This window comes from Rhodococcus sp. WAY2 (assembly GCF_009859915.1).
In the GTDB taxonomy this organism is placed as follows: Bacteria; Actinomycetota; Actinomycetes; order Mycobacteriales; family Mycobacteriaceae; genus Rhodococcus_F; species Rhodococcus_F oxybenzonivorans.
Window position 1 is genome coordinate 159,111 of the sequence record NZ_CP046575.1, and the last position, 22,989, is coordinate 182,099.

The following is a 22,989-nucleotide window of genomic DNA, read 5'->3' on the forward strand; positions in this document are numbered from 1 at the left end:
GCGTCGATCGCGGCCGCACGTCGTCGTTTTCGGTGTCGCCACGATGGTGCGGCGTGTCTGCCATGGAGTGAACTACTATCGGCGATAGTAGTTCATGCTGGTTGCTCGCCCACAACGAAGTCCTGGAGGTACGAAGATGGCGAGATAGCACAATACGCCCGACCGTGAACCGTGCAGTCTTCAAATCGTTTGTCTCACATGTAGTGTGATCAATCTTCCCGGCTTGTCGACCTGACGCTGGGCGTCAGCGCGGATTTGGGCTGCGCGTTCTTGCGTGCACGCGGCTACACGGGATGCGGGCAGTCAGCCACTGTGGCCGAATGAACCCACGTTACGACACGACCTTGTCACCTCTACCTCGATCGGGACAACCTTCATGACACGCTGGGCCTCGTTAGTCATCGCACGCAAATGGTGGGTGCTCGCCTTCGCAGTACTGATAGTGGCAGTCTGCGGCGTTTGGGGCACAGGGGTTTTCAGTAAGCTCAGCGCTGGAGGATACAGCGATCCGGCGAGCGACTCGGCACAGGTCGCCGAAATCATCGATGGCAACTTCGGGCCGCAGCACCCGGACATCGTGGCGATCTACACGCCGCCAGAAGGAAAGACCGTCGCCGACATCGGGCAGAAGGTCACTTCAGTGCTGGACCGATTCGCCGCGGAAAATCTGACGCGGTCGGTGACGTCATACTGGACGGCCACTCCGCCCGGCAAGGGACTCCTCCTGTCCGAAGACGGCACCAAGGCGGCAGCGGCGATCATCCTCGCCCCCGATCCGGGGAGCGCGATGGCGGATTTCAACCAGCTGCTCCCCCAGCTCGAGGTCGACGGTGTCGACGTGGAGTTCGCTGGAGGCTCCGTCGTCGGCCAGGCATTCAATCACCAACTGCAGAACGACCTCATCCGAGCCGAGGCGATCGCACTGCCCCTCACGCTGGTCCTTCTAGTGTTCATTTTCGGTGGCCTCACAGCCGCGGCGGTGCCGGTGCTCGTCGGCATGCTCGCGGTCTTGGGCGCCCTCGCCACCCTGCGGGTTCTCACGATGTTCACGGAGGTGAGTTCGTTCGCGATCAACGTCGCTTCGCTGATCGGACTGGGCCTCGCTATCGATTACGGGCTGTTCATCGTCAGCCGCTTCCGGGAGGAACTCGAATCCGGCAGCACCCCCCATGAAGCCGCACGCCGGACCATTCTCACCGCAGGTCGCACGGTCATGTTCTCCGGTTTGCTGCTCATTTGCGCCTTCGCGGGCATGCTCGTCTACCCCCAGGCGGTGATCCGCTCGCTCGGGTTCGGTGCCATCGCCGCGGTCACGAGTGCCGCGCTGCTGTCGCTGACTGCCGTCCCCGCGCTGTTGGCCATCCTCGGACACCGAATCAACTCGCTCACGTGGCGCACGAACGCCGCCCAGCGCGGCGACGTGCGGGCCCGCCGATTCTGGGGTGGCGTCGTCACCCGCGTCATGCGCCGTCCCATCGCCTTCGCAGTCATCATCATCAGCGGGTTGCTGGTCTTGGCCACACCGTTGGGAGGGGCGACGATCGGCGAGGTCACCTACACCGCACTGCCCGCAAACGACCCCGCCCGCACGGCCATGGAAACCCTGTCAAGCGAGTTTCCGGCGACCGGCGAAGGCGCCACCGTGATCCTTCGGGGAACCGACGGTGCACCGCCCACCCCTGCGGATACCACTACTGTCATTTCCGCAGCGAGCCGTGTGGAAGGCATCACGCAGGCCCTGGTCATCGCGTCCCGAGACGACGTCGTGGCAATGCAAGCGTTGTACGCCGGCGACGTCGGAAGCGACGGGGCGAGCGCCGCGGTGGACGAATTGCGTGCCATCGCAGCGCCCGATGGCACACAACTGTTGGTGGGCGGCGGCCAGGCCATGGTCGATGACGGAAACGCCGCAATCGTGCGCTGGCTTCCCATCATGGTCGCCATCATGGTCGGTTCCACGCTGGTGCTGTTGTTCCTCGCTTTCGGTTCGGTGGTCCTGCCGATCAAGGCAGTCGCGATGGCCGGTTTGAGTCTCGCCGCGACGTTCGGGGTACTGACCTGGGTATTCGAACAGGGCAACGGCGCCGCACTCCTCGGCGTCAGCCCGTCCCCGCTCGAGGCCACGTTCGTGGTGCTGATCCTTGCCGTGGTGTTCGGTCTGTCGACGGACTACGAAGTATTTCTCATGTCCCGCATGGTGGAGGCACGCGCCGACGGGGCCACCACAGGGGAGGCTGTGCGGTTCGGGGCCGAACGTACCGGCCGCGTAGTCACCGCGGCCGCCCTGCTACTCATCGTCGTCACCGGCGCGTTCACCGCGTCCGGTTTGTCGATCATGCGGTTCCTCGGCGTCGGAATGATTCTCGCCCTGATCATCGACGCGACGGTGGTCCGGATGTTGCTGGTGCCCTCGCTCGTCAAATTGATGGGCGAGGCCAATTGGTGGGCTCCGGCGTGGATGACACGGATACACGCTCGGTTCGGAATAGGGCACGGACGCGAGATCGAGACCTCGCATCACCGGTCCAAAACATCAATCTCCAGTTAAGGTTTAGACTAGGTGCGGCCGCGCCGGTGGCTCCATCGACGACAGTGACGTGCACCCGTCAACAACCATGACAGGTCGAAACTGCCGAGCACCAAACAAGGGGCCGGTGGGAGTCACGTCTCGATCACCGGGCGCGGAGCTGAACCGGCAAGCAAGCAGCACTGCGGATGGCTTTTACCCGTGGCAGCGTGCTTCGACATCGAAAGGGAGATACCCAATGCCTCAACGTCGACCGAAGTTCTCGATCGTCCTGGGCGCCGTTGCCGCCGTGGCAGTGGCGAGCCCCTTCGCGGTGTATTCCATCTCCAGTGCACCGGTTGATGTTCGCTCCGCTCACTCGCCCTCCCCGGCAGACACCTCCCTTCAAATCGCCGAGGTCGTGCTGGCCGCTAGCCCCGACATCCTGCTTCCGTTCGAAGAGTTGACAGGGCTGGACCTGACCGAATTGCTGCGCCTCGGACTGCAGAACCTTCCCATCCCCGCGGAGAAGCCTCTGCCCCCACTGCCGTCAGGTCCCGGTATCACCCCGAGCGACATTGCTGCCGACCCAACCGAGGGCGCGCTGCCGACCCCCGGCAGCCCTCCCCCACAAGACCAGACAGGGGTGACAGTCAAAGAACTGAGCCGGGACACTCCATTTCGCATGGTCGCTCTGACCTCGAGCGGACTGTCGGCACCGGCCGCGGAGATCCGCGCCAAACAGCCAGACGGCTCATGGGGGCCGTGGTTCTCCACCACCCAGATCGACACGCCGCGCAAGGACGGCTCCACCGCCCCGGGCAAACAAGGGACCGAACCCATATACGTCGGCAAAACGACCACTGTTCAAGTGCTCGTTCCGTCAGACCGAACATCGGTGTCACCAGCCCCTCCCACCAACGGCGGGACGGACGCTCCCACTCCTGGTGCGGAAGCCCCCATCACGCCACCGCCGCTCGGCTACGCCCCCGCCTCCGTCGTCAAGCCGCTGGCCCAGGCGCATCAGTCAAGCGATGTCACCGCCGTCCTGATCGAACCAGGAGAGACTCCGGTCGACAACGAATCCGGCGACGCCACAAGCCTCACCGGGCCTTCCGGGCCGAAAGTAATCAGCCGTGCACAGTGGGGCGCCGATGAATCCCTCCGCTGCGAAGAACCCATATACGACGACTTCCTGGCAGGAGCTGTCGTTCACCACACCGCAGGAAGCAACGACTACTCCAAGGAGGAGTCCGCCGACATCATCCGAGGGATCTACGCGTATCACGCACAAACACTCGGATGGTGCGACATCGGGTACCACGTCCTGGTCGACAAGTATGGCCAAATCTTCGAGGGCCGCGCCGGAGGACTCGACAAGCCAGTGCAGGGCGCCCATACCGGCGGTTTCAACGAAAACACGATGGGCATTGCGATGATGGGTGACTACACCAACGTCGAGCCCACCCCGGAGGAAATCACCTCTGTCGGGCAGTTCCTCGGCTGGCGCCTGGACAAAGCCGGGCTCGATCCACAGGGTACGACCACCATGTACTCCGAAGGCACCGACTACACCCCCTTCCCCGAAGGAGCCGCAGTCGACATCCCTGTCATCTCCGCGCACCGCGATCTCGGGAACACTACTGATCCCGGAGACATGGGGTATGCCCACATGGACGAAATCAGAGACATCGCTGCGGCCTACGACGCGGCTGGAAACGAGTCCGCGATCCAGGCGGCCGCACCGACGGGGACACGACCAGCTCAAACCGAAACGAGCCCACACCCCAACACAGACCCGCACTCGGCAACCAGCCCGACAGACTCGCCGCTACCGGCGCTGGCGTCGGAATTGGTCAGGCTGACCGATCAGTCTCCGCTCGCAAGAAAGTGGCAATCGGAAGGCGGGGAGACCGGGCGACTCGGAAGAGCTCGCAGCGGCGAGCTCACCACGCAGAAAGGCAACAAATACGCCGACTTCACCAACGGCGCCATCTACACCTCCTCAAACGGCGAGGCGTGGGCCGTGTTGGGCGCAATCTACAATGCATGGAAATCGCTCAGCGCAGCCGCCGGAGAACTGGGGCTCCCCACCAGCGACGAGTACCGGATTCCAGGAGGTCTACGTACCGACTTCGAGAAGGGTTCTCTGGTCTTCAACGAGATCACCGGGATTGTCACCAAGATCCTCGCCGTCAGCGGATCCTCGCTCGCCTCGGAGACAGCCCCAGAAGCCCCTCCGGCGCCGTAGAACGGCAACCGCGTTCCCTGGTCACGCGGTTCCCGCGATCTGCATTGCGTCACCTTCGCCAGGGCGCCATGAGCAACTCGGCATGCAACTGCTGATTGATCTCGAGTGCGGCTACTGCGATCACCAGCACGACCATGTGTGGAAGCGAAATGCGCCGCGATACTCGGACGGTGACCCACCGACCGGTAGCCCAGCCGACGGCTGCGCGGGCACACGCGACGACCGTAGCCCCAAGAATGATCGGAGCCGCTGGGTTGTATCGGATCGCCTCGCGTAGTTGGCCTTGCGTGGTCAGATACCAGGATCGGGTGGCGCCGCAGAGTGGATCCATGATCCCCAGTCGGTGCAGAGGCCCGTGCAGATCGACCGGCGGCAACCCGAACAGGGCGAGCGCCACTGCTATCACAACGCCGATCAGTGCAAGCCACGTCCAGACCGGGTGCACGTCAACGCGCTCGAGACACAGCATCCGCTGAGTTCGTATGGGTTGACGGCGCATTCGATCAGTGTCACATAAACCACAAAGGCTCCCCGGGGAACACACCCATGTCGTCCTTGCCGGCAGCTAGTGCAGGAGCACAGCCTCGCAGCTACTATGCCAGTTAGTAGTTTGCCGTATGCGGGAGGATTCCATGACGATTGCCCACTGGCCGAGACGACGGTGGCTTGTCGCACTGTTCGGCATGGTGGTGGCGGCGCTTGCGGTCGGCATCCCCACCGACGTCGTACCCACGTCGTTGTATCAGCGGATGACACCGGTGTTGTGGTGGAACTACCCAATTTGGGCGGCAACCGCGGTCTTGAGCGGCCTGATCGTTGCCACGTACGTTCGCACCGATGCCCCGTCAGCCGCCTCATCGCGAGTAGGGGTCGGCGGCAACGTGCTCTCGCTTCTGGCTGTCGGTTGCCCCATCTGCAACAAACTGGTCGTGATGGCAGTCGGTATCACGGGCGCATTGAACGTGTGGGCTCCCCTGCAACCAGTACTCGGTGTCGTCTCGCTCGGGCTGCTCAGTTGGGCGTTATGGAGACGGCTGCGGGGCGAACGGGTCTGCCGAATTTCATCTTCGCCCAGCGCTGTCCCGGCACTGTCGCCCGCCGGCCATCCCGACAGGGCGCCATCTCCGTAGCACCGAACTTCATTGACTCCCAACACATCCCGATTCTATCGGGATCATTTGGCAAAATCGCCGAATCCGCAACGCCACTGCGCTTTCCAATTCCCGACCCGCCCGATGGCCAGCAGGAACCAACTGACGCATCGGAGTGCTCGATCGAAACAGGCAACCAGGGCCTCGTCCTGTCATCCTTGGCGAGGACTGAGAGGATCTTCTTGCCTCGGTGGATCCGGCGAGTCCTCCATCGGGGTTAGCCGAGGGTTAGCCGCTCGATTTCAACGGTGCGAGACCTGCCTGCTGGCTGAGCGCACGTGTGTGGCCATCTCCATCGCCGCACGTGCCGGAGGTGTGCAACCCACGGCGAGAATCTGTGCGGGTCGCGGGCCGAGGGTGATCCGGGCTCCGTGGTCGTCGCACCCAACCTCTCCGGGGCTGATCCGTCCGCGATTCCGGAGATCGACGGCGCCCGCATGACCCAGAACTCGTCAGGCACCGCCGGGGATGCGGGTGACGGTGCCGCTGGTGGAGTCGAGTGCGGCGTCCATGTGGTACCGATTGTGGCAGTGGATCATCCAGTCACCGGGGGTGTCTGGACGAGATCGACGGCGACTGATCGCATGGGTAGGACCACGATGGTGTCCTAGGCTCGGGAGACCCGTCCGTATGACGACCTGGAAGGTGTGACCGTGTAGCGCATCGGATGCCACATCATGGTCATGTCGGTGAACGTCAGACGGGCGCGCTGACCTTGCCGGATGGTCAATGGTTCGGTGTCGTCGAAGGTGCGCCCGTTGATCTTCCAGGCATAGCTCGTCATGTCCCCGCCGAGACCGGCCTTCAGGTTCACGTCGGGCTGGCCCTGCGACAGCATCACGTTCCCGGTCGCCACAAAGTTGTCGACGGTCCCGACCCGGCCCTTGGTTGCCCCGGAATGTAACCCGGTCAGGCGGGTCCTTCGGTTGCATGGGTGGCGAAGCGGCGCAGCCGCAGGCTGTTGCTGACGACGAAGACGGAGCTGAACGCCATCGCGGCACCGGCGATGAGCGGGTTGAGCAGACCGAACGCTGCCAGGGGTAGCGCCGCCACGTTGTAGGCGAACGCCCAGAACAGGTTGCCTTTGATCGTCGTGAGCGTCGAGCGGGACAGGCGTATGGCGTCCGCGGCCGCGCGCAGATCGCCGCGGACCAGCGTCAGGTCGGAGGCCTCGATCGCGACGTCGCTGCCGGTGCCCATGGCCAGGCCCAGATCGGCTTGGGCGAGCGCCGCGGCGTCGTTGACGCCGTCTCCCACCATCGCCACCGTTTTGCCGTGCGCCTGCAGCTCCTTGATCGCGATGACCTTGCCGGCGGGCAGGACCTCGGCGATCACATCATCCGGATCGATGCCGACCTGCGCGGCGACCGCACGCGCGGCCCGGCGGTTGTCCCCGGTCAGCAGAACCGGCCGCAGGCCGAGCTGCCGGAACTGGGCGATCGCCTCGGCCGAGGTGTCTTTGATGGTGTCGGCGACGACTATCACCCCGCGTACCGCACCGTCCCAGGCCACCCACACGGGGGTTGTGCCCTGCGACTCCGCCTCCTCTGCGGCGGCGGTGAGCGCGTTCGGTGCGGTCAGGGACCACTCGTCGGCGAGCCAGCTGCGGCGGCCGACCAGCACGGCGTGGCCGTCGACGACGCCGGTGACGCCTCGGCCGTCGTGGTTGGTGAACACATCGACAGACGGCACTTGTCGGATGTCGATGTTCTTGGCGGCGGCCGCGATGGCCTGGGCGATCGGGTGTTCGGAGGCGGCTTCGAGCGCTCCGGCCAGTGTCAGCAACTCGGTGCGGTCTTCGCCTGCACCCGGGTGAACCGCCGCCAGGCTCATCCGTCCGGTAGTGACGGTGCCGGTCTTGTCGAGCACGATCGTATCGACCCGTCGGGTGGACTCGAGCACCTGCGGGCCCTTGATCAGGATGCCGAGCTGGGCGCCGCGTCCGGTGCCGACCATGAGGGCGGTGGGGGTGGCGAGCCCGAGGGCGCAGGGGCAGGCGATGATCAGCACTGCGACGGCGGCGGTGAATGCCGTGGTCACCGTATGACCGGTCACCAGCCAGGTACCGAGGGTGGCCAGAGCCAAAGCGATGACGATCGGGACGAAGATGGCCGAGACCCGGTCCGCCAGGCGTTGGACCTGGGCCTTGCCGTTCTGTGCGTCCTCGACCAGCCGTGCCATCTGGGCCAGCTGGGTGTCTGTCCCAACCCGCCTGGCCTGCACGAGCAGTCGGCCGCCGGCGTTGACTGTCGCACCGATCACCTCGTCGCCGGGCCGCACCTCGACCGGGACGGATTCTCCGGTGAGCATCGAGGCGTCCACCGCCGAGGCGCCTTCGGTGACGACTCCATCGGTCGCGACCTTCTCGCCTGGGCGGACGATGAACACGTCCCCGACGGCAAGTTGTGCGATCGGGATCCGGGTCTCGGCACCGTCACGCAGCACGGCGACGTCCTTGGCGCCCATGTCCAACAGGGCCCTCAGGGCCGCGCCGGAGCGTTTCTTCGCCCGTGCCTCGAAGTAACGGCCGGCGAGGATGAACACGGTGAGCGCGGCGGCCACCTCGAGGTAGATGTGATCGGCACTCGCGCTCGTGTCGGGGAGCAGACTGAAGGTCATCCGCATGCCGGGCATGCCGGCGTGGCCGAGGAACAACGCCCATAGCGACCACAGGTAGGCGGCGGTGACACCGACGGAGATGAGGGTGTCCATCGTGGCTGCGCCGTGGCGGGCGTTGGCCCACGCCGCCCGGTGGAACGGCAACGCACCCCACACCACGACGGGCGACGCCATTGTCAGGGCGAGCCATTGCCAGTTGGTGAATTGCAGCGCGGGGATCATTGACAGGGCTGCGACGGGGGCGGTCAGTATGAGCGAGATCAGCAGCCGGATCCGTAGCGAGGCTGCCTCGTCCGGTTCCTCGGCGGCGGCTCCGGTTTTCTCGACTTGCACGCCGCCTTCGGCCGTCGGGGGCGGGGGAAGCGTGGCGGTGTAGCCGGTGGCCTTCACGGTGGCGACCAGCTCTGCAGGCTGGATGGGTCCGCTATAGATGACTTTGGCCTTCTCGGTGGCGTAGTTGACGCTCGCGCTGACCCCGTCGAGTTTGTTGAGCTTCTTCTCGATCCGGGCCGCACAGGAGGCGCAGGTCATGCCGCCGATGGACAGCTCGATGCTGTTGGGCTGATCGAGCCCTGCGGCGTGGTCGGTGGTGCTCATGTGCTGTCCTCTCCCGTGGATGTCTACCCGGCGGTGGAGCGCGGGGGCGTCAGGCGGTGGCCAGGTTGTAGTCGCCTGCCTCGTCCAGGGCGGCGGCGACCTGGCCACCGGTGAGCGGTGTGGTGCCGGTGACGGTGACCGTCGAGGTACCGTCGGCGACCAGGTCGACGCTCACTTCAACGACGCCGGGGAGTGTGCGCAGCTCCTCGGTGACAGCGTCGACGCAGTGGCCGCAGGTCATCCCGGTCACTGGGTAGCTGGTGCTGATGGTGGCGGCCATGGTGTTGTCCTTCACGGTCGAAGTCGGGATGGTGGGGACACTCTGTTGCGGGGCGCAACAGCGCATCCGGCTGCCTCGGGCCGAGCCAGGGGGAGGGCGACGGGGCGGGTCGGTTTCACGGGTGCCTCATTCCTTTCTTAGCGGGATACTCAGGAGCGCGCGAGACGTGCGATCGCCGCGAAGGCTTCCTTGAATCGTCTCGTCCGTGACGATCCCGTCGGCGCGGACGGCGTTGCTCACACAGTGACGTAGATACTCGTCGAGCAGCATCGACGCCACCGCCTCTAATGCCTTCGTCGCGGCGGCGATCTGGGTGACGACCTCAATGCAGTACTTGTCCCGGTCGACCGTCCGCTGCACCGGCGCAGGCGCTTGAGATGGGCGGCTTCGGAGGCCGAACCACCCGGCGCCACAGTGATCATCGCCCACCCTTCTCTCGGTCATGCCGATGGGGGCTGCCCTGAGCAACACAATACCATACCCTTGGGGGGTTGGGTATAGCCACCGGGAATGCTCGCTCCCGCCGCGTGGCCGGAAGACCGATCCGCCGTGGCGACCGCCGTGGCGCGCAAGCCCGCCGAGTCCAGGCTCGTCAGCGTTTCGAAACTCAACTACCATCTACGTTCTCATCTACTACCTATGTACGTAGATAGTAGATGAGATCTCTTTCGCCGCCTACACGAGGACATCCACTCATGCCGAGCCGAACCTCCCCCACGCCGCAAATGGGCTCTCGCGGCGCTTTGATTCCCGCTGGTCGACGCAAGTCGCGGATATGGTGGGCGGCCGCGGTGCTCGCACTGGTGCTGGTTGTGGGCGGGGTCTTCCTCGCCACCCGCGACAGCACAACCGAGTTGGCGTCGTCAGCGCCACCCGCGGTGGGCGGGGACCTGCACACCGTCACGGTCGTGGGTGATGCGCTCTATGTCGGCGGGCACGCCGCGGTCGCGGTTTCCCGAGACGGCGGCCGCCAGTGGCAGCCGGTGCCATCCCTACAGGGGGCAGACGCGATGGGCTGGGCCACCACCGACGACCAGGTCCTGGTCGGCGGACACCCGGGCCTCTACCGTTCCTCCGATGGCGGCACCACCTTCACCCCGGCAACCGGTGCAGCCGCGTTACCCGATGTGCACGCGCTCGGCGGTGCCAGGGCAACGATGTATGCCGGCTCGCCGCGGGCCGGGTTACTGGCCTCGACCGACGGTGGAGCCAGCTGGCAAGTGCGGAGCGCCCAAACCGGCCGGTCATTCATGGGGACGATCCTCGTCGACCCGAACAACCCAGACCGACTGATCGCCCCCGACATGGCCGGCGGGCTCACCGCCAGCAACGACGGCGGCCGGACCTGGACGCCGCTCGGCGGCCCCACCGGGGCGATGGCGGCCGCATGGAACCCCACCGACACCCGACAGGTCCTCGCCGTCGGCATGGGCGGCGCCGGCGTGTCCCCCGACGGCGGGGCCACCTGGCGGCCGGTCACCCTGCCGATGGGCGCCACTGCCGTCAGCTACGACCAGAGCGGGCGCACCGTGTACGCCGGTGCGCTGGACGGCCAGCAGGCCCGCGTCTACCGCAGCACCGACAACGGCGCGACTTGGACACCGACCGCATGAACGCGGCTCATCCCCCAACCTCGGCCACCGGCCGCCAACCCACGGTCCACTCATGAGCGACTTAACCCCCGCCCGCCGGTGCCTCGCACCGACGGTGGTCATCCTCGCACTCCTCGCGATCACCCTGGCCGGGCTGCTCGTCGCCACTCTCATGCGCCTGAACAGCGACGATGCCTCCACCATCGACGCCAGCCCGACCGACGCGGGCAGCGCCGCGCCGCCCGCGGAGGCGGAGCGTGCCCACGCCGCGCTGCACGATATGGCCGCACTCTGCGCGCCCGACACCGACGAGGCGGCGCAACGTCGCATCGAAAGTGACGTCGACCTACTGGTGGCGTTCACCCGGGCCTATCCCGACGCCAACTTCCCCATCGACGACGAGACCGGACGGTCACCAGGACTCCTCCTCATCGCCCGCAAGGAAATGCAAGTCTGCGCCCCGACCGCGGCCGCCCACGCCAACGCCGCACTCCCACCGCAATTCCGGGACGACCCCGCCACCGGCGCCGACATGCCGCCAGCCGCAGAGGCAACAACACCGAGCACTCCATAGGCCGTGCGAAGTACGCCGGCAAAGCTCACACAATTGCCTCGCAAGGCATGCCGAATGACTCAGCGCGGCGGTTGCTGTCACGAACGGTCGTGCAGGCGCAGCCGACGCGCAGGGCAAACTCGTTGGCGCAACATCGTGCTGTGAATTGGGTCCGACACGACCGCGGTCAGGAGCAGCCGCACCCGAAGCCGATCGGGCCCACACCGGACAGGGCAGGAAGCCCGCAGCTTACGGTGCGGTGCTCGGACCGGTCCGGCCGATTGGGCACTCTCGCCCACTCTCCACGTGCTCAGACAATTGGGCGGTTCTCTCCTTGCGCAGGGTAGCTCCGTCGCAGATCACGACGGACCATAGCCGGGGACGCGGAGGGCGTCATGCCCGCCAGCGTGCGAGCACCAATCACAATCGGGGCTTCGCCGCAAAGCTCCGGTTCCGAGACACGACCTTCCTGGATATCAGCCCGAGAACTCATCTACTATCTAGGTACGTAGATAGTAGATGAGGGTTCGGGGATGAAAAATCCCGACCCGGTTCGGAGGAGTCATGCAGCAGTTGCTTCTGGGGGTAGCAGTCCTGGCCTGCCCGATCGGGATGGGTCTGATGATGTGGATGATGATGCGCGGCGGGCAGAACAAGGAAGCCGATGACGCGAGCGAGCAACAGCAGCTCAGGCAGTTGCGCGAGGAGATCAACGCGCTCAAGGCCGACCGTGCTGAGCGGCAGGGATCCTGATGTCCACGTGGAGTGCCGCCGTCATTGCGGCCGCGGCGCTGACGGCCACCTACCTCTTCTGCATCCGGCCGATGCGCCGCGGCCACGGTGGATCTGCGAGGTCTGGGGAGTCTGGGTCGGTGAGCCGGCAGGTGGCGGAATTGCGGAAGGAACTTCACGCACTCCAGAGGCAGGACTCGGCGGCGAAGAACGCACCGCCGACGCGGTCTGCCCGCGGTGGGTCGAGTCCGCTGACGACGGGTGGTGGTGTCGATGACTGAGCCCTTCCTTCGAGCGGCCGACACCGATCGGAATCAGATCGCCATCACGCTGGAGCGCGAGGTCGGCACTGGGCGGTTGACGCTGGACGAGTACTCCGACCGTATTGCGGCGGCATACCGCGCGCGCACGCTCGGGGAACTGGCAGCTTTGACGAGCGATCTGCCGCCATCGGCTCCGGCACCGGTCCCGGCTCATCCCGGCCACAAGACGTTTGGGCCGATGGTCATTGGCCTGTCGGTACTGCTGGCCGGACTGTTGGTCACGTTCGCCGGTTCTCCGACAGCTGCCGCGATGACGGCGACGATGATACCGGGCATGGGGTGTGGATGAGCGTGTGCGCTCACTGGCGGTAGCGGATGGTATCGACTCGTAGACGGTGACTCCCGGCGGAGCGCAGCGGCTCCCCGGGCGGGCCGACGGAGCGAGCGGCCCGCCCGTTTCCTCCCTACCAGCCCTTCGGCTCGACGCGCACGGTGAGGCACGCGCAGACAGTGCATCGTCGCATCGCATCTGGTCGGGGCGGACACTGGGATGCGAGCACTTCGCCCCAGAGGGACACAAGTCTTCGATGCCAGCACCACGCGCTCGCGGCCGGGGGTCACGCTCGAGGTCCCCGTTTTCGGCCGTCGGCGGCCCGGCGAGGACCAGCTCTGGGGGTCGGAGTACGGCGTCGAGGCGCTCAAGTCACGTCATTAGACAGGCGTGATAGCCGAGTGCTGCGATGGTGTCGACAACGTCTGTGGGGCTGTGGTGGTGCAGGTCGAGGGCGACGACGGTGCACCCCTTGGTGGTCCACGTGCGGCGGACGCCGGGAAGGTCGTCGAGGGCGTCGTCGATCAGCAGTGCGCAGCTGCCGCAGTGCCCTCGACGCGGAAGGTGTGTGTGCTTGTGGACATGGTTGATGCTCCTTGCGCAAGTGTTGAACGAGGGTGCCGCGGGGTTTGCATCAGAGAGTCGGTCGAACGAGGACACCCGTAGCGTGCGCCACACCCGCACTGGTCGCGAGACTCTTTCCCGCTTCGCCGGTCGAGTCGCTCCAATGGAGAAGCTGCACAAGCGTTCTGTGACAATGAGGACGCTCACCGGCGCCGAGCAGGGACGGCGCCGATCAGACGTCTCGACGAGTCAGAAAGGCGCACGATCTGGACCATTCCGCCCCAACGCCAGGGTGTCCGGCAGTCCACTGCCGCGGCGTTAAAGCGGTGGACTGGTCGGTCGGCAGCGGCGCGCCGACCAGAACCTCCCTCACTGAGCTCGACACCGCTCCCGCCCGGGTTGGGGCTGTGGACCGACCGGACGATGCCGCGGGTCACTGTGATTCCTCCCATTCCGGACGGGTGCGGGTGGTCGCCGCTGAGGAGTGGTTAGCCGGGCATCATCGCTGCGCACATTTCGGACATCTGGCCGCCGAACATCATCATCTGACAGTCGATCCAGGCCTGCAGGTTCGCGAGCATTTCCATGGTGACTCCTCTGACCTCACGTATCCCGGCGCGTGCGCGCCGGGCTATTCTACTATGTACGTACGTAGATAGTAGAAGTCAAGTTTTCCGGCGCCCAAGCGGTCCAGGTTCGGGCGCCACATCGTCCCTACCAGGGGTTCGTACGGCCACCAGGCCAGAAGTGGGCTGCACGGTTTCTGCGGGGATGGGGTTACCGACGACGCGTGTGCCATTGCCTCTTCCACAGTTCAGGCGCCGGCGCGGCCACGACGTCATGCCGCACCGTCAACCGCATCCAGGAGCCGACGTGCAGCGGAAGCGTCAGATGCTGCTCGCGCACGCCGTCGTATGCGACTTGGTCCGTTGCAACATTCGCCGGAACGGACGAGGGGCGAGCCCACGTCCGAATGCTGACAGTGCAGCGGGACCTATCGTGTACCCATCCCCTCGGCGGCCGGGGAATGGCTGGCACGTAGCAGGGTTGTGCCAACAAGACCGATGGGGCCAAAGAGGAACGCGAGCAGGAATAATCTCCCTTCGCGATACCTCTTGATGCCTAGGCCGAGAGCGCGGTTCCGGCGTCGCGATTGCCGACGCGGATGAACCTCCTGCGAGGCAACTAGTCCGACCGCGACGACTGCTCCTTTACATGCCGGCCCCCAAGTGTCGACCTGCCTGTCTGCCAAGCCGAAGGTACCGGTGGGGTCACCGGGTAGACGCCGAGAGCGCTGAGCCGGATCAGTCCTGCGGCAACGCACCAGTCGCGTCTTCAGCCGAACAGCCTGGGGACGACACCGACACGTGTGGCGGTCGTGGTTCATCTTCTCCTTTGGCCAGATGGCGGCCGGGCGATGGCCTGAAGGCATCGTCCGCCCGGCAGGCCGAATGTCGCGGTGAACCAGGCGACGTTTCCGGCATCACCGCCAACCATATTCAGGTGGTGTAGTCGAGTCGGGTCATCATACCGGCGTCCATGTGGTACCCGTTGTGGCAGTGGATCATCCAGTCACCGGGGTTGTCGGCGACGAGATCGACGGCGACCGATTGCATGGGTAGAACCACGACGGTGTCCTTACGCGGCCCGGCAGACCCGTCCGGTTTGACGACCTGGAAGGTGTGCCCGTGCAGGTGCATCGGATGCCACATCATCGTCATGTTGGTGAACGTCAGACGGGCGCGCTGACCTTGCCGGATGGTCAATGGTTCGGTGTCGTCGAAGGTGCGCCCGTTGATCTTCCAGGCATAGCTCGTCATGTCCCCGCTGAGATCGGCCTTCAGGTTCACGTCGGGCTGGCCCTGCGGCAGCATCACGTTCTCGGTCGCCACAAAGTTGTCGACGGTCCCGACTCGGCCGTTGAGCTCGGCGGGCTGATATGTCGGCGCCGGTGCGGAGCCGGCTCCGGTGGTCAGTAGGGCTCGCGCCTGCGCGTTCTTGCCCTCAGCCATCGCTACCAGAGGGAAGATGCCGTCCTTGACGGTCACGATGACGTCGTACCGTTCTCCCATTCCCAGCAGCAGGGCGTCTACCTCGACTGGCTGGACCGGGAAGCCGTCGGTGTGGGTGACGGTCATTTTGTGTTCGGCGAGTGCGACCCGAAACGCGGTGTCCGCTCCGGCGTTGATGATGCGGATCCGTACGCGCTGACCCGGTTTGGCCGAGAAGGTTGTCGGGGCTTCTGGTATGCGGCCGTTGATCAGATAGTAGGGGTAGCTGACATCGCCGACATCCCCGCCCAGCAGGGCGCTGGCGCCCACGCCGCCGGACATCGTTGCGCCGGGTGCTGGTGGGCTGCTCGGTTGGGTTCCCTGATCCATTCCGGGCATGCCGCTCATCCCGGGCATTCCCGACATGCCGCCCGACTCGGTGCCCATGGATCCCATCCCGCCTTTGCGAAGGTCGGAAAGGATGTCCTGTGGGTTCTTGCCGACGCCGTCGGTCCAGTCGTCGAGGACCACGATCCACTCGGTGTCGTAGGTTCCGGTCTCGCCAGGATCGTCGACGATGACCGGTAGGTAGAGCCCGTAGTCCGTGTCCATTCCGACATGCGGGTGCGCCCAGTAGGTGCCGGAGTGCGGGACCGAGAATTGGTAGGTGAAGCTCTGGCCCGGCGCGATGTCGGGGCTGGCAGGCATCGCCCCATCCATGTCGTTGCGGAGGGCGATGCCGTGCCAGTGCACCGAAGTGGGGCGGTCCAGCCGGTTCGTCACTTTCACGGCCAACTCGTCTCCGATGCTGGCGCGGATCGGGGTTCCGGGCACGGTGTCGCCGTACATTAACGTGCGCACTCTCGGTCCGCCCAGGTCGATCTCGGCGTTCTGCGGGGTGAGACTGTAGTTCACCGTACGTCCGGTGTGGGGCCGTTTATCCTCGGCTGCGGTTATCGCACTTTCATCGATCGCTGTCCCATTGGGATTTGTCGGGGTACGGGAGCAGGCCGACAGCACGATGCCACCGACGCCGACCCCCGCAGCCGTGAGAAACGCCCGCCGACTGAGGCCGAGTGGGGACTGGATGTTCTCGCTCATGTACTTTCCTTCAGTGTTCTCGGCGACGTGGGGGTGGTGCGTCCCCAGCCTCAGTGCGTCATGACTGGAACCGGTGTTGCTTGGATGAGGATTTGATGAAGGTTGCCATCCCTTGACGTTGGCCCTCTGTTCAGGGGAATTCGGCTGGCGCCACGGGGAGCACGAGGTCGAGTCGGGCCCCGTGTCCGCGGCCCTCACTGAACGCGGTCAGCGCGCCCCCGTGGGCGCGCACGAGACTGCGTGCGATCGTCAGCCCGAGGCCGCTGCCGTCCGGGCGGCGGGCGGGGTCCAGGCGGTGGAAACGGCCGAACACCGCCTCGAGCTGATCCGCCGGGATTCCGTCGCCCGTGTCCTGCACGCTGATCTGCACGTGCTCCGGGTCGGCCAACGCGGTGCTGATGGTGACCGCGCCGCCGGCCGGGGTATGTCGCAGGGCATTCTCGAGCAGGTTCGCCAGTACCTGCTCGATACGTTGTCGATCGAGCGGCAACACCGGAAGGTGCGAGAGGCGAACCGACAGCGCGATGTCCTCGTCTGCGAACCGCGGGGCCGCGGCCGCAGCAGCCGCGGACACCACCTGCGATAGATCGACTTCCTGCAGGTTCAGTACGAGCGCGTTCTCGTCCACCGCGGATAGGTCGGCCATGTCCGACGCCAGCCGCCGGAGCCGGTCGAGTTGGTTTCGCATGACGTCCCAGGACGAACCGTCCGCCGGCAGTACGGCGTCTTCCAACCCCTCCAGGTATGCGTCGAGTGTGGCAACGGGGGTCCGTAACTCATGTGCCAGATCGGCCAGCATCTGCGCGCGGGTGCGCTCCGTGCGATCCAATCGCCCGGCCATGTCGGCGAACGCCCGCTCGAGTCGCGCGAAATCCTCGTCCGCTCCGAATGCCTTGGCGCTGAATGTGTATCGGCCATGGGCGACATCGTCGGCGGCCGCAACGAGCCGGCTTACCGGGGCGGTGATCCGGCGGACCAGGAGCCACGACGCGACAGTCGCAGCGGTCAGGGCGAACGCGGCACCGGCAGAGAGCGCCGTCGCGACGGTGAGCGCGAACGCCTGCTCGACGTGTGATCGCACCGTCGGGTTGTCAACACCGGCCGCAGAGAGGTGGATACGGAACAACGGGGTGGCCACCATTGAGGCCACCGCAGTCAAAATGACAGCGCCGACGAGCAAAACCAGCAACTGGGCTACCAGCAGCCGACCGCGCAAACCCAGGGACCTCACCCCGCCACCATCCCGTAGCCGACGCCGCGCACGGTTCGAATGAATCGCGGGGCTCCCGCATCGTCGCCGAGTTTGTGGCGCAATGCTCTGATGTGAACATCGACGACGTGTTCATCGCCGAACCACCCCGGACCCCACGCCGCCTCGATGATCTGACGTCGACCCAGCGCTGCGCGTGGCCGCGCCGACAGTGCCTTCAGCACATCGAACTCGGTGCGCGTGAGGTCTATCGGTTTTCCGTCGACCGTGACCGTTCTGGCCACCGGATCGAGCTCCAGTGGCCCGAACCGACGCACCGGCTCCTCGCTTTCCCCCGATGGCGTGCTTGCCGATCGGGGCCGGCGCAGCATCGCCTTGATCCGAGCCACCAGCTCGCGCGGCCCGAACGGCTTCACTACATAGTCATCGGCACCCACCGACAGGCCCACGACCTTGTCCAGCTCGTCGCCGCGAGCTGTCAACATCAGCACGTAGGCATCCGAGAACGTGCGCAAGCGTCGACACACTTCGACCCCGTCAAACCCCGGCAGCATCAGATCGAGGACCACCAGGACCGGATCGGCCTCCCGAGCGGTCTCGATCGCCGACGGCCCGTCGTGAGCGAGTACGACCTCGAATCCCTCCCTTCTCAGATAGCTGGCGATCACACCGGCCAACGCCACCTCGTCATCGACCACCAGAATCCGCTGCGTACCGCCGCTCACCGTGCCAGGTTATCGACAACAGCCACAGTGCAACTATCTGCGGTGTGGGACGTTCAGGACATCGACCGAGGCCCGATAAGTAGCCTCGTCGATCTCACCGGAGGCAAACCTACGGTCCAGGATTTGTCGAGGGTCCTCTCCGACGCGAGGTTGTCGGGGGAAGACCCGCACGATCGCCCAGGCCAGGACACCAATCACCAGAAGCCAGAAACCTGCCATTCCGATCATCATCCAGCCGGCTCCGCCGTACCAACCCATCATCACATCGACCTCCAACTGTTCGTCCTTCACTGTCCCTGATCTCACCTGCCAAAAGGCCACGCAACCCATGAAGATTTCGTGAAGGAAGCCCACAACACTGCGCTGGATCGGAAGCAAGACGCTCCCGGATCGCCGAGAGGGTGAATGGACGCATCCCGAATGGACATGCCGATTGACTAATACCCTTACAGGGTATAGGTTCAGATCTGCTTGACCTATCCGATCTGTGCAACCGCGAGAGAGGAGACGGTGATGACTACCGCCAAAGGCGATCGGACGATGCACCCTGGACCCGGGGCTGACAGCACCAACATCGAGGACATCTGCATGGCGGCGGTGAGTGTGTGGATCGTCGTCGCGGTTCACCTCGACGGGCGGGCACACTGGCTGGAGCTGCCCGACTCATTCTTCACCTGGTGGCATGCGCTGTTGTATGGCGGTCTTGGCGCGTCGATCGCGCTGCTGGTGATGATGGGTATCCGCCGGCGCGCTCCGCGCGAGTCGTGGGTGAGGGCGGCGGCGGCACCTCCGCGCGGATACGGCTGGGCGCTGATCGGCGCGTTGATCTTCGGCGCCGGCGGGGTTGGAGATATGTTGTGGCACTCGATTTTCGGTATTGAGACGGGCATCGATGCACTCTTGAGTCCGACACACCTGCTGTTGTTCGGTGGTGCCGCGCTGCTCTTCAGTGGACCCGTACTTGCCGTCCGCGCGAAGACCCCCGATGCGGCGACGTGGAAAGCTCCCCCCATGCTTGCAGCTGCCTCGATCGCGGCGATGGCGGGATTTGCTCTGAGCTATCTATCCGCGTTCACCACCGACGCTCCGCTACGCGCCGTGGAGAACTTTCCGGAGGGCACCGCCGAGCACGCTGCCACCGAAACGCCGGCGGTTGCGGGCCTTGCGAGCTATCTGATCACGTCGTTGGTGTTGGTAGCGCCGCTGGCGTATCTGCTTCGCTGTCGGCGTCTCCCGTTCGGTGCGATCACCGTGTTCGTGACGGCCCTCGCGTTGCTCGCTGTGATGGTGCAGGACTTCACCGACTTGCCGGTGGTTCTCGCCGTGCTCGTTGCCGGACTCATCATCGACATCGCTCTCGCGGTCGCAGGACGGAGCATGTCCGCGCACCTGCGTACGCTCGGCATTGCCTTCACAGTTCCTCTCGCCATCTGGTCGGCACAATTGGTCGAGCTGCAACTCAGCGAGGGCATCAGATGGTCGCCGGAACTTGCCGCCGGCGCCGTGCTCGTATCAGCCATGGTTTCGACAGGGGTAGTACTGGTGCTCGCCTACACCGGCGATGCCGGGAACCGGACCAACGCGTCGTACAGGAACGGACACCGAAATCGCCGCAACCATACCGATCCCATCCACGGCAGCGATGCGGTGCGGTCGAGCCGGTAGACTCCTACAGTCCAAGTCTAGGGTGCTGGGAAGACCGCGGCCGACACGTGTGGCGCCGTGGAGAGGGTGCGGAATGAACGGGTCGAACGCTGTCGCAGTGTTGTTCGTCGATCTATCCGGATTCACGGCGCTCACGGAAGTTCACGGCGACACCGAAGCCGCCGACGTAGCCGAGCACTTCGCGGAGCTCACTCGCGCAGTGCTCACTTCGCCCGACCGACTCGTCAAGACAATCGGCGATGCGGTCTTGTTGACCTCGACGACCCCCACCTCGGGACTCGAACTGATCCGTCGGATTCTCGAAACCTGCAGCGAGGCCGACCACTTTCCGGCCCTCCGCGTCGGCGCACACGTCGGACCGATCGTCGAACGTCACGACGACATCTTCGGTACGACGGTCAACCTTGCTGCGCGCATTACCGCTGCAGCGGCCGGCGGCCAGATCCTCACTAGCCGCCCGATCGCAGAGGCAGCCCACGCCGCGGGGATCGGCGTCCTTGACATCGGCCTGATGTCCTTCAGGAATCTGATGACACCCGTGGCGCTGTTCGACCTCGACTTCGGTGCCGCCACCGCGTCGGGCGGTGTGGACCCGGTATGCCGAATGCGCATTCGCACATCAACTGCTGCGGGCCGACTGCGCCACCGGGGCACCGATTACCAGTTCTGTTCCTTGGCCTGCGCTGCCGCGTTCGCCGAAGACCCCGAACGGTTCTCTGAACCGTAACCGGATTAGAGGCGAACCCGCCAGAGGAAGCAGCGCATCGCAGGATCGTCAAACGGAGCCGATTCGACCGACTACTATGTCCGATAGTAGTGACGATCCGTCGTCAATCCGTGACGCGGCACAGCCAACACTATCGAAGGAGGATGTCATGCCCGTTCACGGTCGCCGGACAATCGGGCTCGTCGCGGGCATTGTCGCCAGTGTTGTGCTGATCGCCGGCTGCTCCATTCCGACGTCGCAGACGTCCTCCCCCGCGGAGTCTTCGGCGGACGCACAGCCCGCCGCGATCACGATCACTCCTCCACCCGGAGCGCAAGACGTTGATCCGATGGGCCCCGTCACCGTCAATGCCACGGACGGAACCCTGGACTCGGTGGTCATGGCCAATCAGCAGGGCACAACCATCGCCGGAGTGATGACGCCGGACAACACCTCGTGGAAGCCGGACGAGCCACTCGGCTATGGCAAGACCTACACCCTGACTATCGCCAGTCGTGGAGACGCCGGAACGCCGGCAACGCAGAGGAGTACGTTCACCACGGTCGAACCACGGAACCAGACAAAGGCGTACTTGACTACCACCGCCGGTAACTTCCTCACCGATGGGGGAACCTACGGAGTGGGTACCGTCATCGTCGCGCACTTCGACGAAGAGATCGGCGACAGAGCCGCGGCCGAACAACGGCTGTCCGTGACCACGGATCCCCCCGTCGAAGGCTCCTGGTATTGGGTCGACGACCAAAATGCCCACTGGCGGCCGCAACAATATTTTCAACCCGGCACCAAGATCACCGCGGAAGCGAACGTGTACGGCGTGCAGCTCGGCGACGGACTGTACGGCCAGGAAGACAGTCGAACTTCTTTCACGATTGGCGCGTCCCACGTCTCCATCGTCGACGACACCACCAAACAGGTCAGCGTCTACGAGAACGGCGCCTTGATGCGCATCATGCCCACCTCGATGGGCATGGGCGGAAGCGAAGTGATCAACGGGCAGACGATCTCATTTTGGACCCAACCGGGAACCTACACCGTCATGGACAAGGCCAACCCCGTGATCATGGACTCATCGACGTACGGGCTGCCGGTGAACTCAAAGCTTGGATACAAAGAGGCGATCAACTATGCCACGCGGATAAGCACTGACGGCGTCTATCTGCATCAACTCGACAGCACGGTGTGGGCGCAAGGAAACACGAACGTCTCCCACGGATGTCTCAATCTCAATGCCGACAACGCACAGTGGTTTTTCAACTTCTCTCAACCCGGCGACGTCGTCGAGATCAAGAATACAGGTGGTGCGCCCCTCGAAATCTGGCAGAACGGTGATTGGAGCGTCTCCTGGAATCAGTGGTTGACCGGTAGCGCGCTGGTCTAGCTACTTCGACCTCCAAAAACGAGGCGCCTCAGTGTGCATGATTCGGCCACTCGCGGCCGGTCGCGATTGGTTGGCCACAGACTCCCTCGATCGGCGCCTTTCACGCTGCCAGGGTGCTGATCTTGACCAGGTTGGTGCGCCAGGACCCGCGGCCGACCCATATCTTGGCGCCTGCGGTGCCGTCGATGCGGGTGCGGTCCCAGCCGTATCCACGTTTGAGGGCGCTGATTCTGCCTTCGACTCCGGTGCGCCACTTGATTGTTCGTCGGAACGCTGGTCTGTGTTCCTCGGCTCGCCGGCCAGCCGAGGTTTGCCCATGGGAGGGATCACCACATTGCGCACGCCGAGGTCGCGGAGGTCGTCCTCGATGGCCTTCTCGCCGTAGCCGCGGTCGGCGGTGACCGTGCGGGGTGGGCGGCCGGCGCGTGTGCGGACCCGATCCACAGCTGGTGCCAGATGGGGTGCGTCGGCCGGGTTGCCGCGTTCGACGTTGTGGTCCACGATCACCCCATCGTCGCCTTCGACGAGCTGGGCCTTGTGGCCGAACTCGACCAGCTTACCGAGCCGTCCCTCGGCGATGGGCCGGGCGTCGGGGTCGTGCAGGCTGACCCGCCGGGTAGCTCCGTCCGGGATCTGGCCGGCCAGCCGCCGTCGGGTCTGCGCGGTGATCTGCCGGGTCGCGGTGACCAGGTCCTCGAGGTCGTCGATGGCGCGGGCCACGCGTCTCCGCCGGCGTCCCGCGGCCGCGTCGTA

The 22,989-nt window shown here is 65.2% G+C and carries 22 protein-coding genes and 1 pseudogene; 11 read left to right on the plus strand and 12 right to left on the minus strand.

Annotation, left to right across the window (positions count from 1 at the left end; genetic code table 11):
- The first annotated feature begins 376 nt into the window (after positions 1-376).
- Together GFS60_RS37535 and GFS60_RS37540 are read left to right on the plus strand one after the other, a co-directional pair.
- Positions 377-2,548, plus strand: a complete 2,172-nt coding sequence (locus GFS60_RS37535) for an MMPL family transporter (RefSeq protein ID WP_159929727.1) — start codon at positions 377-379, stop codon at positions 2,546-2,548.
- Between the two features lie 217 nt (positions 2,549-2,765).
- Positions 2,766-4,757 (plus strand): N-acetylmuramoyl-L-alanine amidase, encoded by a 1,992-nt coding sequence (locus GFS60_RS37540; protein WP_159929729.1) that lies wholly within the window; start codon positions 2,766-2,768, stop codon positions 4,755-4,757.
- Positions 4,758-4,806: 49 nt separating this feature from the next.
- On the opposite strand, the gene GFS60_RS37545 is transcribed toward GFS60_RS37540, so the two are convergent.
- A complete protein-coding gene (locus GFS60_RS37545; protein ID WP_159929731.1) occupies positions 4,807-5,256 on the minus strand; it encodes a DUF2752 domain-containing protein in 450 nt (149 codons plus the stop codon).
- A 133-nt stretch (positions 5,257-5,389) separates the two neighbouring features.
- On the opposite strand from GFS60_RS37545, the gene GFS60_RS37550 reads away from it, so the two are divergent.
- Entirely contained in the window at positions 5,390-5,887 is a 498-nt protein-coding gene (locus GFS60_RS37550) for a hypothetical protein (RefSeq protein ID WP_201453727.1), read from the plus strand.
- Positions 5,888-6,360: 473 nt separating this feature from the next.
- On the opposite strand, the gene GFS60_RS40625 is transcribed toward GFS60_RS37550, so the two are convergent.
- The 5 genes from GFS60_RS40625 to GFS60_RS37570 all read right to left on the minus strand — a co-directional run bounded on the left by GFS60_RS40625 (position 6,361) and on the right by GFS60_RS37570 (position 9,764).
- Positions 6,361-6,582 (minus strand): multicopper oxidase domain-containing protein, encoded by a 222-nt coding sequence (locus tag GFS60_RS40625; RefSeq protein WP_442972244.1) that lies wholly within the window; start codon positions 6,580-6,582, stop codon positions 6,361-6,363.
- Complete coding sequence (locus tag GFS60_RS37555; RefSeq protein WP_159929733.1) at positions 6,516-6,764, minus strand: multicopper oxidase domain-containing protein; 249 nt, start codon at positions 6,762-6,764, stop codon at positions 6,516-6,518. Before GFS60_RS37555 ends, GFS60_RS40625 begins: the two co-directional genes overlap by 67 nt.
- Before the next feature lie 53 nt (positions 6,765-6,817).
- Positions 6,818-9,124 (minus strand): heavy metal translocating P-type ATPase, encoded by a 2,307-nt coding sequence (locus GFS60_RS37560; protein WP_159929734.1) that lies wholly within the window; start codon positions 9,122-9,124, stop codon positions 6,818-6,820.
- 49 nt (positions 9,125-9,173) lie between these two features.
- The gene (locus tag GFS60_RS37565) at positions 9,174-9,404 is read right to left on the minus strand and encodes a heavy-metal-associated domain-containing protein (protein WP_159929736.1); all 231 of its coding nucleotides are present in this window, start codon (positions 9,402-9,404) and stop codon (positions 9,174-9,176) included.
- Positions 9,405-9,530: 126 nt separating this feature from the next.
- Entirely contained in the window at positions 9,531-9,764 is a 234-nt protein-coding gene (locus GFS60_RS37570) for a metal-sensitive transcriptional regulator (protein WP_236603754.1), read from the minus strand.
- Between the two features lie 335 nt (positions 9,765-10,099).
- Between GFS60_RS37570 and GFS60_RS37575 the strand changes: the two genes are divergently transcribed.
- From GFS60_RS37575 to GFS60_RS37595, 5 genes are all read left to right on the plus strand, one after another.
- Entirely contained in the window at positions 10,100-11,017 is a 918-nt protein-coding gene (locus GFS60_RS37575; protein WP_159929738.1) for a WD40/YVTN/BNR-like repeat-containing protein, read from the plus strand.
- A 52-nt stretch (positions 11,018-11,069) separates the two neighbouring features.
- A complete protein-coding gene (locus GFS60_RS37580; RefSeq protein ID WP_159929740.1) occupies positions 11,070-11,570 on the plus strand; it encodes a hypothetical protein in 501 nt (166 codons plus the stop codon).
- A 543-nt stretch (positions 11,571-12,113) separates the two neighbouring features.
- Positions 12,114-12,302: a hypothetical protein gene (locus GFS60_RS37585; RefSeq protein ID WP_159929742.1), complete on the plus strand. Its 189-nt coding sequence runs from the start codon at positions 12,114-12,116 to the stop codon at positions 12,300-12,302.
- Positions 12,302-12,562, plus strand: coding sequence for a hypothetical protein (locus GFS60_RS37590; RefSeq protein ID WP_159929744.1), 261 nt, complete (start codon positions 12,302-12,304; stop codon positions 12,560-12,562). The genes GFS60_RS37585 and GFS60_RS37590 overlap by 1 nt, the downstream gene beginning before the upstream one ends.
- The gene (locus GFS60_RS37595) at positions 12,555-12,893 is read left to right on the plus strand and encodes a DUF1707 SHOCT-like domain-containing protein (protein ID WP_159929746.1); all 339 of its coding nucleotides are present in this window, start codon (positions 12,555-12,557) and stop codon (positions 12,891-12,893) included. Before GFS60_RS37590 ends, GFS60_RS37595 begins: the two co-directional genes overlap by 8 nt.
- Positions 12,894-13,247: 354 nt before the next feature.
- Here GFS60_RS37595 and GFS60_RS37600 read toward each other — a convergent pair whose 3' ends face one another.
- The 5 genes from GFS60_RS37600 to GFS60_RS37620 form a co-directional block, all read right to left on the minus strand.
- Entirely contained in the window at positions 13,248-13,535 is a 288-nt protein-coding gene (locus tag GFS60_RS37600) for a hypothetical protein (protein WP_319617550.1), read from the minus strand.
- Between the two features lie 1,403 nt (positions 13,536-14,938).
- Positions 14,939-16,531, minus strand: coding sequence for a multicopper oxidase family protein (locus GFS60_RS37605; RefSeq protein WP_159929748.1), 1,593 nt, complete (start codon positions 16,529-16,531; stop codon positions 14,939-14,941).
- 130 nt (positions 16,532-16,661) lie between these two features.
- Positions 16,662-17,762 (minus strand): HAMP domain-containing sensor histidine kinase, encoded by a 1,101-nt coding sequence (locus tag GFS60_RS37610; protein ID WP_159929750.1) that lies wholly within the window; start codon positions 17,760-17,762, stop codon positions 16,662-16,664.
- Entirely contained in the window at positions 17,759-18,466 is a 708-nt protein-coding gene (locus tag GFS60_RS37615) for a response regulator transcription factor (RefSeq protein WP_159929752.1), read from the minus strand. The genes GFS60_RS37610 and GFS60_RS37615 overlap by 4 nt, the downstream gene beginning before the upstream one ends.
- A gap of 33 nt (positions 18,467-18,499) precedes the next feature.
- Positions 18,500-18,757 (minus strand): SHOCT domain-containing protein, encoded by a 258-nt coding sequence (locus tag GFS60_RS37620; protein ID WP_328799872.1) that lies wholly within the window; start codon positions 18,755-18,757, stop codon positions 18,500-18,502.
- Between the two features lie 222 nt (positions 18,758-18,979).
- On the opposite strand from GFS60_RS37620, the gene GFS60_RS37625 reads away from it, so the two are divergent.
- From GFS60_RS37625 to GFS60_RS37635, 3 genes are all read left to right on the plus strand, one after another.
- Entirely contained in the window at positions 18,980-20,131 is a 1,152-nt protein-coding gene (locus GFS60_RS37625; protein WP_159929754.1) for a hypothetical protein, read from the plus strand.
- A gap of 73 nt (positions 20,132-20,204) precedes the next feature.
- Positions 20,205-20,858, plus strand: coding sequence for an adenylate/guanylate cyclase domain-containing protein (locus GFS60_RS37630; RefSeq protein WP_159929756.1), 654 nt, complete (start codon positions 20,205-20,207; stop codon positions 20,856-20,858).
- 148 nt (positions 20,859-21,006) lie between these two features.
- Positions 21,007-22,236 carry a L,D-transpeptidase gene (locus GFS60_RS37635; protein ID WP_159929758.1) on the plus strand — a complete coding sequence of 410 codons (1,230 nt, stop codon included), beginning with the start codon at positions 21,007-21,009 and terminating at the stop codon, positions 22,234-22,236.
- 100 nt (positions 22,237-22,336) lie between these two features.
- Here GFS60_RS37635 and GFS60_RS37640 read toward each other — a convergent pair.
- Positions 22,337-22,989, minus strand: a pseudogene (locus tag GFS60_RS37640) (transposase); the annotation flags it as partial.